Consider the following 13,074-nt stretch of genomic DNA (forward strand, 5'->3'; position numbering starts at 1 on the left):
AGAAACCGAGGGAAGGCGGCGGGTGTCTTAGCGGAACATCTCGGACCGCAGGGCCTCGACCGGGGTGTCCGCATGGGCCACGGTGTCGAACCGCTCCATCACGAAGACCGCCGTCACCGCCAGCGAGGCGGCGACGAAGGCAGAGACCCCAAGCGCCGCGAACAGTCGGCCGCGCGGGCTGCGCCGCTTTGCCGGGGTCGCGGTGTAGGACACCTGAAGCATGTCATCGACCATCGACACGATGGGCCGCGACTTGCTGCGGCGTTGCGCGACCGGGGCGGGGACCAGATCCGCCGGAAGTTCCACGCAGGACGCAAGCTTGTTGTCGACCACGCAGGAATAGGCGGGCAACGCGAATCCGGTACGGTCCCAGCGGACAAGCAGTTCGTCGGGATTGCAGGTGATCCGCGGGCCGTCGGCGTCGAACCGCAGCAGCACCTCGCCCGAGGCAGTGGTTTCCAACGTGGCCGTTTCCAGCAGCGGCAGGGTCGGGTCGGAGGGCGAGAAATAATGATAGCCAAGGAAGGCATAGGCCTGATGCGCATCCTGCGGCGGCTGGTCCGGCGTGGCCTCGGGTTCGGACAACGGCGCGGCATCGGGCAGCGCGGCAGGCTCCTTGACCGCTGGCTGCATCGCCCGCGCGGCGATGGGCGCAGGGGTATAGTCCATCCCCATGTCCTGCGCGAACCGGATGTTGATCGCCAGCGTCTCGGCCTCTTCAAGCAGTTGCTCGTCCTCGACGATACGGTCTTCGAGAATTTTCAGAAGCTCGCGGTCGAAGGAAAAGGCGTGGCGGCCATAGTGGTCCTCGGCGGTGACCGAATGGATGCCATAGTCCGTCAGATCGCCGATCTGTTCCTCGATCCGGTCCAGAACGGCAGAGGATGATTCGTTCTCGTGAAACGGATGCAACTGTTGCGGCACACCATCGGCGACGACGAAAGCCAGCCCGATATCATCAGGCCAGTCAGGATTCGCGATGAATTCGGACCGTCCGAACAGTCTGACGAACGATCCAGTCAGGCGATGTGTCATCGAGGCCTCCGAGCCTTAACGCTGTTATGCGAAAAAGTATAAAAATTCGCAGAGAATCGCAACTCCCACTTGTGCGAAAAAATGTATTGATGTAGGGTGATCGGGAAATGGAGATTCCGGAGACTTCACCATGATGATCCCCTTGGGGCTGCTTGTCGTAATGGGGCTCGTGTTCGGCGGCTTCACGCTGTCGGGTGGCAAGTTCGACGTCTTGCTGCACGCGCTGCCATTCGAAGGCATGATGATCGCCGGCGCTTCCATCGGCGCACTGATCATCGCCAGCGACATGTCCCGCCTGAAACTGACGCTGGGCGGACTGAAACGCGCCATGGCTGGCCCGCGCTGGAAGGCGTCCGACTACAGCGACCTTCTTCTGCTGCTGTTCGAACTGACACGGCTTCAGCGCAACTCGACCCCTGTCGAGATGGAACAGCACATCGAAAGCCCGGAAGATTCCGACATCTTCGCCAAGTACCCGCGCATCATGAAGGACAAGTCGACGGTCAACCTGATCGCCGACAGCTTCCGCATGATCATGCTGAACTTCGACAACCCGCATCAGATGGAAGACGTGATCGAGAAACGGATCGAGACCACGCTGGAAGAACGGATGATCGCGGGCCATTCGTTGACCGTCATGGCCGACGGCCTGCCCGCCATCGGCATCGTCGCCGCCGTGCTGGGCGTGATCAAGACGATGTCGTCGGTCGACCAGCCTCCCGAGATCCTTGGCGTCATGATCGGCGGCGCGCTGGTCGGCACCTTCCTTGGCGTGTTCCTTGCCTATTGCGTCGTGCAGCCCATCGCCGAGCGCGCACGGTCGATCGAGGAACTGGACTTCAGCTTTTCCAAGGTGATCCGCGACACGCTGGTCGCGATGACCCAGCAGCATCCGCCCAACATCTGTGTCGAGATCGGGCGCGGCAACATTCCCGAGCGTCTGCGTCCCAGCTTCGACCAGATCGACGAACAGCAGCGCAACATCACGCGGGCCGCGGCATGACCCGGCGCGACAAGACCTATGCGCTGCTGGCGCGTCTGCACAATCAGCAGATGGAGGCGCAGGCGGGGCAGCTGGTGTCGCTTCAGGGCACTGCCGCCCAGCTTGAGGCCGAGCGCGCCGCGCTGGAGGAAAGCCGCCGCGCGGGGGCTTCGGTCACCATGATCGAGGCGATGCCGTATCGCGGCCAGTTCCTGACGACGATCCGGCGTGAGAACTTGCGAATTTCGAATCAGTTGCACGACATCGAGAAGCGCATCGAAGCCCAGCGCGACAAGGTGCTGGAGTGCTACCGCGACGCCCGGTCCGCCGAACTGCTAGGGGAAGAGGCACGTTCCGTCGCGCAACTTGCCGCGCAAGAGACAGCGCAGGCCGAGGCCGACGAAATGGTCCTGCTGCGGCGGATCGCCGGCGAGCGCTAGGCCGGCATCACCTGTTGCGGCGCCTGCTGCGGCAGATCCACATCCACCCCGGCTTCGGCCAGCAGACCGTACAGCGTGGCGAAGGCTTCTTCGCTGGTGTGTGGATCGCGGGTGCCCTGACTCAGGAAACCATAGGCCAGCTTGGCAAATCGGATCGCCGCGTCGGTATCGCGGTCGGTGCCGTGACGATACGCGCCGATGCGGGCCAGATCCTCGATATCCGAATGCCGGGCCAACGCGCGGCGGGCGGCGTTCATGATCGCCTGTTCCAGCTTGATGTGACAGTCCGGCAGCGCGCGCGATACCGAGCGCCCGATGTCGATGGCCGGATAGCGCCCCGATTCCGCGATCTTGCGGTCCAGCACGATATGCCCGTCGAGGATACCGCGCACCGTGTCGGCAATCGGTTCCGACATGTTGTCGCCGTCGACCAGCACCGTGTAGAGCGCGGTGATGTCACCGCTTGTTGAACTGGCAGAGCCGGGTCCGGACCGTTCCAACAGGCGCGGAAGCTCGGTGAAGACCGTGGGCGTGTAACCGCGCGTGGCGGGCGGTTCACCGGCTGCAAGGCCGATCTCGCGCTGGGCGGTGGCGAAGCGGGTGACGCTGTCGATCATCAGCAGCACCTGCTTGCCCTGATCGCGGTAGTATTCGGCGATCGCCGTCGCGGTATAGGCCGCCTGACGGCGCACAAGGGGCGGCTGGTCCGAGGTGGCGACCACGACGGCGGACCGCGCCATACCCTCGGGACCAAGGTCGCGGGTGATGAAATCCTGCACCTCGCGGCCCCGTTCCCCGACAAGGCCCATCACGATGACATCGGCGTTGGTCTGGCGCGCCAGCATCGCCATCAGCGTCGATTTCCCGACACCGGAGCCCGCGAAGATGCCAAGCCGCTGGCCACGACAGATTGGGGTGAACAGGTCGATGGCGCGAATCCCGGTTTCCAGCTTCTCGCCCATAACGCGGCGGTCGAAGGCGTCGGGCGGGGCGCTGCGCAGCGGATAGGCGCAGGGGCCGTCCGGCAGCTCCACACCGTCAAGCGGTTCGCCGAAGGCATCCACCACGCGCCCCACCCATTCGGGGCCGGGGAACACATCGGCGGCCCCAGCGCGCAGGTCGACCTTGTCACCGCGCCCGATCCCGTCCCAGGTGCCGAACGGCAGCAGGCGCACGCCCTCGGGGCTGGTGGCGACCACCTCGGCAGGGATTCGGCCGGCAACGCAGGCGCGATCACCGATTTTCGCACTTTCGCCCAACCCGGACGCCACAAGCCCCAGACCGCCCACAGTTGTGACCTTTCCGGACACGATTGGGCCCGGAAGCTTGCGCATTGCGCTACGCAATTGCGAAAATTTTTGTGGTCGGTCCATGCTCGGGCTTCCAATTCCGCGAAACTTCCGTAGTATAACAACGCATGATTGAATTTTTCGCAAGGTGAATCATGGATAATGCGTCGACTTCCTGGCTGCGGACAGCCAGTCAGAAGATGACCTGGCTTGCCGAGCGGCAGAAGGTCATCTCGGAAAACATCGCGAACGCGGACACGCCGAACTATACCGCGCGCGATGTCGAGGAGTTCGGAGACTTCCTCACCCGCCCCGCCGGGCGTTCTGTCGAGGTGCGAAATGCGAAAAGTGAATGGGGCACCTCGTTCGACGGCAACGGCGTCGTGCTTGAGGAACAGTCGATCCTCGCCGCCGAGACCTCGGGCCAGTACCGCCTTGCGTCGCGGCTTTATGGCAAGGCGCACCAGATGATCGCCATGGTCAACGGCAAGTAAGGACGGACCCGATGGACAACCTAAGCGCAGTCTCCCGCACCGCCGGATCCGCCCTTCGGGCACAATCCGAACGGCTGCGGATCATTTCCGAGAACATGGCGAACGCCGATTCGACCGGCTTGCCGGGGACCGACCCCTATCGCCGCAAGGTCGTGACCTTCTCCGAGATGCTGGATCGCGAAAGCGGCGCCAACATGGTGCGCGTGTCGGGGGTGTCCGAAGACCCCGCGCCGATGCGCCTGCATTACGACCCGTCCCACCCTTCGGCGAACGAAGAGGGCTTCGTCGCCCGTTCGAACGTCGAACCGCTGGTCGAGATGGTGAACATGCGCGAGGCCGCCCGTAGCTACGAGGCGAACCTGAACATGATGTCCGCCGGACGCGAGATGCGCCGGATGATGATCGACATTCTCGGCTGACGGAAAGGCTGACGCATGGATTCCCTGACTTCCGCGGGCGCGCTGCGCGCCTACAAGGCCGCGCAAACCGCCGCCATCGGTGAAACCGCCGGCGAGTTCTCGACCGACGGCCCAAGCTTTTCCGAGGTTCTGGAACGCACCGCGCGTGACACCATCGAGACGGTCCGCGAAGGCGACCGCGCCGCGATTGCCGGCCTGAAGGGCGAGATCTCGACCCAAGAGGTCGTGGAGGCGACGATGGCGATGGAAGCGGCGATCGACACCGCCGTCGCGGTGCGGGACAAGGTCGTTTCGGCCTATCAGGAAGTACTGAGGATGTCGGTCTGATATGGGCGCCGAGGACATCCACCAGGTCATCACCGACACGATCTGGACGATCCTCATAGCCTCCGGGCCCGCGCTTGCCGTCGCCATGTTCGTCGGCCTCGCCATCGCGCTGTTTCAGGCGCTGACGTCCGTGCAGGAAATCACGCTGACCTTCGTGCCGAAGGTCGCGGCGATCTTCGTCGCCATCGCCCTGTCGCTGCCGCTTATGTACACCGCGCTGACCGCGCTCAGCGACCAGTCCTTCGACCTGATCATCAGTGACGGCAGGTGACGAAAATGCGAAAAAAGATTCTGTTGCCAGTTCTCCTCGGTCTTCCGGTCATGGCCAGCGCGCAGGGGTTCGGCGGTCTTTACAGCTTCCCGGACGCGGTCGAAGAACCCGCGCCGCCCGCACAGGCGACCCCGGTACAGCCGCACCTGACAGAGATCCCGGCGCTGGACGGGCCTTACGGCTACCAGCTTCCCAGCCTCGAAGAACTCGCGAGCATGGACGGCAACGCCGAGATGCCGTCCGGCCCGCCCTCTGCGCCGCCGCCGTCGACCGTGACGCCGCCGCCCGCCTATACGAGCAGCCCGACCACGACACCGCCGCCGGCCCAGACCACGCGGGTGTTCCATCCGCTGCATGCGCCGGTGCGCGTCGCGGGCGCGGGCCGGCCCTTTACCCGAACCTTCGGACAGCCGGCCCCGCCGCCCGCGACCCCCACCGCCGAACCGCCGACCGAAACCGCCGAGGCGCCGCCCGCCCCGGTCATGTCGGCCAACCCTTTCGCGCTTGGCAGGCCCGAGCCGCTGATCCCCGGCTATAGCCTCAATCCCGACCGCAGCGGCCTGCTGCAGGAGCCCTGACACATGGCACAAGCAGCTCGGCAGAAGCCGACAGCCATCACCTCGTTCTCGCAGCGGTTCGACCTTATGGCCCGCAACCGGGACGTTGTCTTCGCACTGGCGATCTGCGCCGTTCTGGCGATCCTCTTCGTGCCGCTTCCGGCGGTCCTGCTGGACATCGGCCTTGCGCTGTCGATGTCGGTGTCGGTCCTTGTGCTGATGGTAGCCCTGTGGGTGCGGCAACCGCTGGAGTTCAGCAGTTTCCCGACGCTTCTTCTGGTCGTCACGATGATGCGTCTGTCGCTGAACGTCGCCTCGTCCCGGCTGATCCTGTCCGATGGCCAGACCGGCACCGACGCGGCGGGCAACGTGATTCAGGGCATCGCCGACTTCGTGATCGGCGGCGACTACGTGATCGGCGCGGTGATGTTCATCATCCTTGTCGCGATCAACTTCATCGTCATCACCAAGGGGTCCACCCGCATCGCCGAGGTGTCCGCGCGGTTCTCGCTGGACGCGATGCCCGGCAAGCAGATGGCCATCGACGCCGACCTTGGCGCAGGCATGATCGACGAGGCCGAGGCGCGCCGCCGCCGCAAGACCGTCGAGGACGAAAGCAGCTTTTTCGGCGCGATGGACGGTGCCGCCAAGTTCGTGCGGGGCGACGCTGTCGCCGGTATCATCATCACCCTGATCAACGTGGTGGGCGGTATCCTGATCGGCATCGTCCGCCACGGCATGAACGTGTCCGACGCGCTTCACAACTTTACCGTCCTGACCATCGGTGACGGCCTTGTCACCCAGATCCCCGCGCTGATCGTGTCGATCGCGGCGGGCATCATCGTCACCAAGGGCTCGAACGAGGGCGCCGCGAACGAGGCCGTCACGTCTCAGCTGTCGGCCAGCCCCAAGGCGATCTTCGTCGCCGCCGGGCTGGTGTTCGTGATGGGCCTGCTGCCGGGCTTCCCCTTCCTGCTGTTCACCTCCGTCGCCGCCGTGCTGGCCGGCATCGGTGTCTATTCACGCGACGCGCAGAAAGCCGAAGAGCGGAAAGCCGTCGAGGAACAGGTGAAGGCCGAGAAGAAGAAGACGGAAGAACCGGCAGAAACGGGCGGTGTAGACACTGTTCTGCTGGAAATGGGCCGCAGCCTGATCGTGATGTTGAACAAGGACGACGCCGCGCTTCCGGGCAAGATCAAAAGCCTGCGCGAGATGTTCCAGTCCGAATACGGCTTTGCCTTGCCGCCGGTGCGGATCAAGGACGGCGACTTCGACAACACCAAGGCCTACCGGGTGCTGGTGCAGGGGGTCGAGGTCGCCGCTGGCGAACTGCGTCCCAGCGGCCGTCTGGTGATCGACCCGGCGGGCGAGGCGACTATGCTGGTGGGCGAACGCGTCAAAGAGCCGACCTTCGGGCTGAACGCGGTCTGGATCGAGAACGGCGCGGCGGCCTCGGCCGAGGCGGCGGGCTTTACCGTGGTCGACCCGGAAAGCGTCATCGTCACCCACATGACCGAGGCGCTGAAGGAAAACCTGCCCGAGATGATGACCTACGGCGCGGCGCGGGCGCAGATGAACACGCTGGACCCGGCCTATCGCAAGCTGATCCAGGATCTGAACTGCGCCTCGCCGGTGATCCTGCTGCGAAACGTGCTGCGCAAGCTGCTGGCCGAGCGCATCTCGATCCGGAATATGTCGCTGATCGCGGAATCCATCGCCGAGGCGTCGGTGATCTCGACCAACGCCGCCCTTGTCGCCGAACACGTGCGCAAGGCCCTGTCGGCTCAGATCTGCAAATCGCTGGAAGGCGCGGACGGTTTCATCCAGTCGGTGACGCTGGGCGGGACGTGGGAACAAGAGTTCGCCAGCGCCGTGAAGGTGCAGGGCGACGACACGATCTGCACCATGCCGCCCGCCAAGGTGCAAGAGTTCGGCCGTGCCGCCCGCGCGGTGTTGCAGGGCTATGCCGCCAAGGACGAATGGCCTGCGCTGGTGGTCAGCCCGGAATACCGCCCGGTGATCCGGTCGATGCTGGAGCGCGTCGCACCGATGACGCCGATCCTGTCCTTCTCGGAAATCCACTGGAAGACCAAGATGAAGACCGTCGCCACGATCGGAGAGTAAGGGATGGGCGGCGGCATTCTTGCCCAGCTGGCCGAGCAGTGGATCTATGCCGTCGCGCTGATCTTCGCGCGGATCGGAACGGCGACGATCCTGCTGCCGGGCTTCGGCGACCAAAGCGTGCCGCCGCGCGCCAAGATCACATGCGGGCTGGCGCTGGCCATCGGGCTGATGCCCGCGCTGCCGCCGCCGCAAGTGCCCGACAACACCAGCCTTCTGATCCTGCTGATCGCGATCGAGGCGACCATCGGCGCTTTCATCGGCCTTGGCGCCCGCGCCATCATGGCGGCGCTGCACATCCTTGGCGCACAGATCGGTTTCGCCTCGGGTCTCAGCAACTCGCTGACCCCGAACCAGGCGAACGCCGAAAGCGCCTCGGCCATCGCGAGCCTGCTGACGATGGGTGCGATTGCCGCGATCTTCCTCAGCAACACGCACCATGTGATCCTGATGGGTCTGATGCGGTCCTATGCCATCCTGCCGCCGGGCCAAATCATGCTGGGCGACCTTGCCGAGCAGATGGCGCGGCTGGGTGGTTCGGCCTTCTATATCGCCGTCGCAGTCGGCGCGCCGTTTTACGTGCTTAGCCTGCTTTTGAACCTTGGCATGGGCCTTGCGAACCGGGTGATGCCCGCGATGCAGGTCTTTTTCGTCGCCGCGCCCGGTCTGATCGTCGCCGGTCTCGCGCTGCTGGCCCTCGCGGTGCCGGCCATCCTCAGCTACCACAACGCCGAGTTGGCGAACTGGTTCGAGACACTGGTGCGCTAACCGATGTCCCAGACCGATACCGACGACAGCTCGAAGACCGAAGAGCCAACAGAGCGAAAGCTGAAGAAGGCGCGCGAGAAAGGTGATGTGCCGACGTCCAAAGAGGTCGGCCATCTGCTGATCTACGGCGCGCTGCTGGTGTTCGTGGGTCTGTATCTGCCGCTGAAGGCCGCGATCGGGGCCAGTTCGCTGGGATCCCTGTTCGATATCGCGGGCGCGGTCGACATCGGCACCGGACAGGCGGGGCTGGACGACCTGCGCGGTGTCCTTGCGCCACAGGTTTTTCAGGTCGGCAGCATCGTGGCGGGTTCGCTGGGTATCCTTCTGGTCGCGGCGATGATCTCGGGGGCGTTGCAGGGTCCATTCGTCGTCTCGAAGGAGCGGATCACGCCGAAGCTGGACAAGATCTCTCCCGGCAAGGGGATCAAGCGGATCGCCTCGGCCAACAACCTTGTGGAATTCGCCAAGAGTTTCGTGAAGCTGACGCTGTTCGGCGGGCTTGCGGTCTGGGTCTCGTGGGTGGCGATCAGAAAGCTGCTGCCGGGCACGATCATGCTGCCAGAGTTCGTGCCGTCGATGATCGCGGAGAACGCCGTGCTGATGCTGGCGTGGATCGTGCTGCTGATGTTCCCGATCACCGCCGCCGACATCGCGTGGAAGCGGTACAGCCACCACAAGAAACAGCGCATGTCGCTGAAGGAACTGCGCGACGATCACAAGGACGCCGAGGGTGATCCGCAGATCAAGGGCAAGCGCGACCAGCTGCGGCGCGCAAGGGCGCGGCAGCGGATGCAGAAGGCGGTGCCGACCGCGACACTGGTGGTCACCAACCCCACGCACTTTGCCGTGGCGCTGCGGTACGAGCGTGGCCGCGACGCCTCGCCCGTCTGCGTTGCGAAAGGGACCGACCAGATCGCGGGGCGCATCCGGCAGCTTGCGCATGAAAACGAGATTCCGGTGATCGAAAGCCGTGCGCTGGCCCGCGCGCTGCACGCCACCTGCGAAATCGACCACCCGATCCCCAAGGCGCACTGGGCCGAGGTGGCGGAACTCGTCGCCTTCGTCTTCGACCTGAGAAACAAGATCCGCCGCAAGCTTCCGTCCGGCGCCAGCCATCGGCGGCAAGAAGATGAAGAGGCGTAGACTGGTCCTTGGCCCCTCCGGCGGCGGTCTCAGGCCATGCTGTCGAAGGTGATCTCGAAGCTGGCGCCGTCGCCGACCGGCCGCGCGGCGATCCGGCCCCCGACTGTTCCAAGCAAGGCCGCGACGATCGCCAGCCCCATGCCGGTTCCACCCGTCTCTCGGCGGGTGGTGTAGAACGCATCGAAGATCTTGCCGAGGTTTGCGGCGGGGATGCCGGCGCCGTCGTCCGTGACCCGCAGGACGGCTTGATCCTCTGACATCTCTGCCGTGATGATGACCTGTTCCGCGCCATGGGCCTGCGCGTTGTCGACAAGCTGTTCAAGAACCAGCACCAACCCTTCGAAAGAGATCGGAAGCGGCACCGCGTCTCCGGCAAAACTCAGCGACAGATCGGCACGCATCGCCCGCAGCTTTGCGGCACTTTCCCCAAGGTTAGTGACACCGCGATAGTTGGCCTCGCGCGTGCGGGCCATGCGGCGCAGGGCGTTCAGCTGCTGTTCGATCTCTCGCGCGGCGCCGTCGATCTGGCTGACCAGCCGCCGGTCTTCGGCCCCCAGCCCGTGGCTGTCGCCCAACAGTTCCGCCGCCGCCAGAATGGTGCTGGCGGGGGTCTTCAGCTGATGCGTGACGTGATCGGAATAGCTGCGGATCGTCGTCTCGCGCCGGCGCAGCGTATCGGCCATGTCGATCACCGCCGCGCCCAGCCCGTGCAGTTCGCGGGTGCCGAACCGGGCCGGGGGCGTCGCGTCGTCGGACGGCGACGACCGGACGTGACGGGCATAGCCCGACATCGCGCGAATGGGCCGCAACAGAAGCCGCACCAGCAACAGCGCAAGAACCGCGGTCAGCAGGCAGATCACGATGGCCAGAAAGACAGCCGACCGCCGGAAGCCGAACTCGGGCCCGAGATAGCGCAGCAGCACAAGGCCCGCCAGTGACAGCGCCAGCGTCGTCGCAAGCGCGCCGCCAAGGACCAGCGTCAGAGACGGACGCCACTTGCGCGTCATGCCCGCGCGCGGCCCATGCGGACGCCGACGCCATGCACCGTTTCGATGGCGTCGTCGCAGCCCGCATCGACCAGCTTCTGCCGGATGTTGCGGATATGGCTGTCCAGCGTGCGGTCCGACACCTGCGTTCCCGCTCCCCAGACGCCTTCGACCAGTCTTGGGCGGGTGTGAACCGTCTCTGGCGCGCGCATCAGGGCTTCGAGGATCGACAGTTCCATCCCGGTCAGCCGAACCTCGACCTGCCCGACCGAACAGTGGTGCGCCGCGGGATCGAGTGCGATGTCTCGATGCCGCAGAACCCGGTTGCGGGAAGGGCCAGCCGTCCGCTTCAGGATGGCGCGGATCCGGGCCAGCAGTTCCCGGGGGCTGAAGGGCTTGGTGACATAGTCGTCTGCGCCCAGTTCCAACCCAAGGATGCGGTCGACCTCGTCGTCCAGCGCGGTGAGGAACAGGATCGGCACGTCCGACCGGGTGCGGATGGCGCGGCAGACCTCGAACCCGTCCATGTCGGGAAGACCGACGTCCAGCACCACCAGCGCGGGCTGCTCGCGCGCGGTATGCGTCAGGGCGGACTGCCCGTCCGCAGCGGCGACAACGCCATAGCCGCCGCGTTCCAGCGAAATGCTCACGATCTCGCGCAGACGCGGATCGTCGTCGACTACCAGTATCTTCATTGCGCCGGGTCGTTCTGGATCATTCGGGCCATATTGCGGGCAACCCGCCAGCGGCGAAAGCCCCAATCCCGCCAGCCTTCGGTGACCGGGTAGGGCGCGGCGACATAGTCCATTCCCGGCACGCCATCGAGACGCGCGGCGGCGATCTCGGCGCTCGCGGTGTCGGGCAGCGCGGCGATATAGTCCCAGTCCACCGGACGGTCGTTGCGCAGGTTCTGGTGCGCGATGATGGCGGCGAAGTTCACGAAGGCGGACGCGTACAGCACGCCGACCGCAAGCGCCGCGCAGCGCACCAGCAGCCAGCCGTTCGGCCGACGCCACCAGATCTGCCATGCCGTCAGGCACAGCCCGACCGCGACAAGCCCGATCCAGATCATCACGTAAATCCGAAGGTAGGTAAGGCCATACGCCGTTACATACAGTTCGAGACGCAGCGCGCTGGACACGCACAGGGCCACGTTCTGCAGAAGCCAGAGCATCATCAGCGGTCGCAGCCAGCGGTTCTCGTCCAGAAACGGGCGCGCGGCCAGTGCGAAGGCGCCCGCCAGAAGCGCGGTGATCACCAGCGGATAAGCGCCGCGATGGGCGTATTCGGCATAGCTCATCCCGTCGGGCATCGCGGCGCCGCCCCAAAGCAGGGTCGCGTCCATGATTGTTTGCACGGCCAGCAGCCCGTTGAACAGGACAAGCGCGCGCAGAACAGAGGCCGGGTTCAGGCCAAGCCCCGGCCGCCGCGACATTGCCGGCAGGCGCAGCTTTGCGGGGTCCCCCGAGGGCGGCGCGATGAACGGCCACACGATCAACGCGGTGCCGCACCAGAACAGGACCGTCTCGGTGCCCTCCAGCCAGTCCACCTGCAGATCGAGGGCCTGCACAAGCCAGTCTTCCAGCACCGGGTTTGCGTCGGTCAGCAGCGTGAGCAGCACAAGCGTACCGCCCAAAGGGAACCCCCACGCCAGCCAGACGTCGCGCAGCGGCAGCCCGCGCCGCAATGCCAGGCCGTCGCTTCGCGAGCATTGGACAAGGTCGCGAAGGCCCCTGACCGGCAGCGACAGGGCCAGCGTGACCATCCGGGCCCCGATCGACGCCACGCCGGTCGTCGTCGCGGGATGAAGCCACGCAACCGCCGCGACCAGCCCCGCGAACAAGAAAACGACCGACAGCGGTTGCGCGTAGTCGATGACGGGAAGTGCGGCCAGCGCGACAAGAACCGCGGGCCGCCACACGTCGCGGATCGGGCGGCCTATCGCGACTGCGGCGAACACGGCGAAGGCGAACAGGGCAAGCGAGACACCGGGCGCGTGCCGCCAGAACAGCACGTCTGCCAGGACCACCAGCGCCAGCAGTACGATCAAGCGCCTGCGCGCGCCGGGCGTCGCCAAGGTGCCACCATTCGGCAAGACCGGGCCGTCGGATGAAACCTCGTTGCCGAACCACCACGCATCAAGTGCAAGACCCCGCGGCACCCCACGGATCACCAGTTCCCTGCTCATCCCCATCTCCTGTGCAAGCTTCCGCCGCAGCATCGGAAAACGCCGCGCAGACGG

General features: G+C 65.4%; 15 protein-coding genes. 10 read left to right on the forward strand and 5 right to left on the reverse strand.

Features of this window, described 5'->3' with window-relative positions; genetic code table 11:
- Positions 1-27 precede the first annotated feature (27 nt).
- A complete protein-coding gene (locus ACP156_RS09475; protein WP_425051070.1) occupies positions 28-1,035 on the reverse strand; it encodes a hypothetical protein in 1,008 nt (335 codons plus the stop codon).
- A 130-nt stretch (positions 1,036-1,165) separates the two neighbouring features.
- On the opposite strand from ACP156_RS09475, the gene motA reads away from it, so the two are divergent.
- Positions 1,166-2,038: a flagellar motor stator protein MotA gene (motA, locus tag ACP156_RS09480; protein WP_425051071.1), complete on the forward strand. Its 873-nt coding sequence runs from the start codon at positions 1,166-1,168 to the stop codon at positions 2,036-2,038.
- The gene (locus ACP156_RS09485) at positions 2,035-2,457 is read left to right on the forward strand and encodes a hypothetical protein (protein ID WP_425051072.1); all 423 of its coding nucleotides are present in this window, start codon (positions 2,035-2,037) and stop codon (positions 2,455-2,457) included. The genes motA and ACP156_RS09485 overlap by 4 nt, the downstream gene beginning before the upstream one ends.
- Here ACP156_RS09485 and ACP156_RS09490 read toward each other — a convergent pair.
- Positions 2,454-3,830: a FliI/YscN family ATPase gene (locus ACP156_RS09490; RefSeq protein WP_425051073.1), complete on the reverse strand. Its 1,377-nt coding sequence runs from the start codon at positions 3,828-3,830 to the stop codon at positions 2,454-2,456. The genes ACP156_RS09485 and ACP156_RS09490 overlap by 4 nt on opposite strands.
- A gap of 71 nt (positions 3,831-3,901) precedes the next feature.
- Between ACP156_RS09490 and ACP156_RS09495 the strand changes: the two genes are divergently transcribed.
- From ACP156_RS09495 to ACP156_RS09530, 8 genes are read left to right on the forward strand one after another with little or no spacing between them, the layout of a single operon-like run.
- Positions 3,902-4,240, forward strand: a complete 339-nt coding sequence (locus ACP156_RS09495) for a flagellar basal body rod protein FlgB (RefSeq protein WP_425051074.1) — start codon at positions 3,902-3,904, stop codon at positions 4,238-4,240.
- An 11-nt stretch (positions 4,241-4,251) separates the two neighbouring features.
- Positions 4,252-4,659 (forward strand): flagellar basal body rod protein FlgC, encoded by a 408-nt coding sequence (gene flgC, locus ACP156_RS09500; RefSeq protein ID WP_425051075.1) that lies wholly within the window; start codon positions 4,252-4,254, stop codon positions 4,657-4,659.
- Positions 4,660-4,674: 15 nt separating this feature from the next.
- The gene (locus ACP156_RS09505) at positions 4,675-4,986 is read left to right on the forward strand and encodes a flagellar hook-basal body complex protein FliE (RefSeq protein WP_425051076.1); all 312 of its coding nucleotides are present in this window, start codon (positions 4,675-4,677) and stop codon (positions 4,984-4,986) included.
- A 1-nt stretch (position 4,987) separates the two neighbouring features.
- On the forward strand, positions 4,988-5,257 hold the full coding sequence (locus ACP156_RS09510) for a flagellar biosynthetic protein FliQ (RefSeq protein WP_425051077.1): 270 nt from the start codon (positions 4,988-4,990) through the stop codon (positions 5,255-5,257).
- 50 nt (positions 5,258-5,307) lie between these two features.
- Positions 5,308-5,835, forward strand: coding sequence for a hypothetical protein (locus ACP156_RS09515; protein ID WP_425051078.1), 528 nt, complete (start codon positions 5,308-5,310; stop codon positions 5,833-5,835).
- 3 nt (positions 5,836-5,838) lie between these two features.
- A complete protein-coding gene (flhA, locus tag ACP156_RS09520; protein WP_425051079.1) occupies positions 5,839-7,938 on the forward strand; it encodes a flagellar biosynthesis protein FlhA in 2,100 nt (699 codons plus the stop codon).
- A 3-nt stretch (positions 7,939-7,941) separates the two neighbouring features.
- Positions 7,942-8,703 (forward strand): flagellar biosynthetic protein FliR, encoded by a 762-nt coding sequence (locus ACP156_RS09525; RefSeq protein ID WP_425051080.1) that lies wholly within the window; start codon positions 7,942-7,944, stop codon positions 8,701-8,703.
- 3 nt (positions 8,704-8,706) lie between these two features.
- Entirely contained in the window at positions 8,707-9,846 is a 1,140-nt protein-coding gene (locus ACP156_RS09530) for an EscU/YscU/HrcU family type III secretion system export apparatus switch protein (protein WP_425051081.1), read from the forward strand.
- Positions 9,847-9,875: 29 nt separating this feature from the next.
- Here the strand turns inward: ACP156_RS09530 and ACP156_RS09535 are convergent, their stop codons facing one another.
- Genes ACP156_RS09535 through ACP156_RS09545 form a run of 3 tightly spaced genes read right to left on the reverse strand, consistent with a single transcriptional unit; the run spans position 9,876 to position 13,020 of the window.
- Positions 9,876-10,853, reverse strand: coding sequence for a sensor histidine kinase (locus tag ACP156_RS09535; protein ID WP_425051082.1), 978 nt, complete (start codon positions 10,851-10,853; stop codon positions 9,876-9,878).
- Complete coding sequence (locus ACP156_RS09540; protein WP_425051083.1) at positions 10,850-11,527, reverse strand: response regulator transcription factor; 678 nt, start codon at positions 11,525-11,527, stop codon at positions 10,850-10,852. Before ACP156_RS09540 ends, ACP156_RS09535 begins: the two co-directional genes overlap by 4 nt.
- Positions 11,524-13,020, reverse strand: coding sequence for a DUF4173 domain-containing protein (locus tag ACP156_RS09545; protein ID WP_425051084.1), 1,497 nt, complete (start codon positions 13,018-13,020; stop codon positions 11,524-11,526). Before ACP156_RS09545 ends, ACP156_RS09540 begins: the two co-directional genes overlap by 4 nt.
- Between the last annotated feature and the right edge of the window lie 54 nt (positions 13,021-13,074).

This window comes from Psychromarinibacter sp. S121 (assembly GCF_049801035.1).
GTDB lineage: Bacteria > Pseudomonadota > Alphaproteobacteria > Rhodobacterales > Rhodobacteraceae > Psychromarinibacter.